The following is a 1,487-nucleotide window of genomic DNA, read 5'->3' as shown; positions in this document are numbered from 1 at the left end:
TTAAACTCAAACGTTCAGAGGCGGCCGCGCTTGAGTCTGCGTACTTTCAGGCATTTAAGCCGATAGTGGACAGACTAACCGGTGTTATTGAAAGAACGGTAAATAAGGCGCTAACGAACCTCGGAAGTAAATAAAGATAGATACGGAATTTTCCCGTATCTAAGCGGTGACTAAAACGTTTGATGCCAGAGGACAAAAAAGTCCTCTGGAACAAAATCAGATGTTTAAAGTAACCAGCCTGGCTATAAGGTTCTGGAGGTGTAAAATTCATGCAATTGCGAATCATAACATCACGAATCCTAACGCTTTTAAGGGAAATGTGAATGCTACTAAACTTAAATTACTATATTAATCATCATGTTACGAGAGGTGATGATGCCTATAACACTGCGTAGAAAACTGCGAATGCGCAGAAATAAGAGTGTTGAAATTGCGCATAAATGCCCTACCCCATGCACTGTTAAGAAAAGTTGATGTTGTGAGGATATGGAGATGGAGATGGATAACAAAGAAAAGGTGCGCATTCTCAGGCTGCGTGATGCTATGTGGCGCAGTCACAATGCCTTGCTGCTGAGTTATATTGAGCGGCGTGATGAAATGACTACCAGTAATATCTTGGCATCACTACTTCACAGGAAGAAACCCACGCTTGAATTTCCGGCTAAACCAGTCGAACCTGATTACCCTGATACAAATGGTTTTACGTGTGGGGCTACCACAAGAGCAGGGACGCCATGCAAACGGAAGGACATCTATTTAAATGGCCGATGCAAATATCACGGCGGGAAAAGTACCGGGGCAAGGACGGCAGAAGGTAAGGCCAGGCAGTTAGAGGGCTATCGCCGATGGCAGGAGAGAAAAAAAGTAATTAGCCCGTGCTAACAGGATTTCACAGAGCGCAATTTTGAGCTTTGCTATAAAAACAATACATTACATATCATGTTTTTTAGATGCTGTTTTATCTGATTTCACTTTTGCTACTATGGTAGAATGGTGTTGAGTAAAAACAGTCACAGTGACAGTATTAATCAATAACAGTCCCTTATAGAGCGTCAAGCTACGAAATTTTCGTAGATGGCCGCGCGGGAGGTTTATTTCATGCTGGATCGTCAAACACTAGAATTAACACTTTTGGCTATGGCGCGTAAAAAAGGAGAGCCATTAGACCGCCACACGCTTTTTTCAGTTAGAAATGATGTGCGCAATGCTTTGGCGGCGAAGGAGCGTTTTAAACAACGGATCACCGCGAAGCCCTATCAGTGGAAGAAGCCCGCTCCCCCTCGCGGGTAAAGCAGAATCGCGGCTATATCGCCGCCGTTAACTTATCGGCATGATTCCGATTACGCTTCCATGCACTGTAAATGTCCTTATCCCACGCCTTGCCTGCTTTGGTCTGATAACCGGCCTCATTGAGCCGCTCAGCGATAATGCGGCCATTATCTAACCCTTCCCGGATAGTATCAGCAACAATCCCTATTACAGCCGTT

Annotated in this window: 2 protein-coding genes and 1 pseudogene; 2 read left to right on the top strand and 1 reads right to left on the bottom strand. The window is 44.6% G+C overall.

Annotated features, from left to right (window positions below):
• The first annotated feature begins 498 nt into the window (after positions 1-498).
• Together CWM53_RS31770 and CWM53_RS00065 are read left to right on the top strand one after the other, a co-directional pair.
• Entirely contained in the window at positions 499-882 is a 384-nt protein-coding gene (locus tag CWM53_RS31770) for an HGGxSTG domain-containing protein (RefSeq protein ID WP_227521678.1), read from the top strand.
• A 216-nt stretch (positions 883-1,098) separates the two neighbouring features.
• Positions 1,099-1,290, top strand: a complete 192-nt coding sequence (locus tag CWM53_RS00065) for a hypothetical protein (RefSeq protein ID WP_100697862.1) — start codon at positions 1,099-1,101, stop codon at positions 1,288-1,290.
• 13 nt (positions 1,291-1,303) lie between these two features.
• On the opposite strand, the pseudogene CWM53_RS31575 reads toward CWM53_RS00065, so the two are convergent.
• A pseudogene (locus tag CWM53_RS31575) lies at positions 1,304-1,487 on the bottom strand (hypothetical protein); the annotation flags it as partial.

Origin of the sequence: Klebsiella sp. A-Nf5, from assembly GCF_002810545.1 — a bacterium.
Lineage (GTDB): Bacteria > Pseudomonadota > Gammaproteobacteria > Enterobacterales > Enterobacteriaceae > Klebsiella > Klebsiella variicola.
Note: the sequence above shows the minus strand (reverse complement) of the source record. Positions and strands in the feature narration are given on the sequence as shown.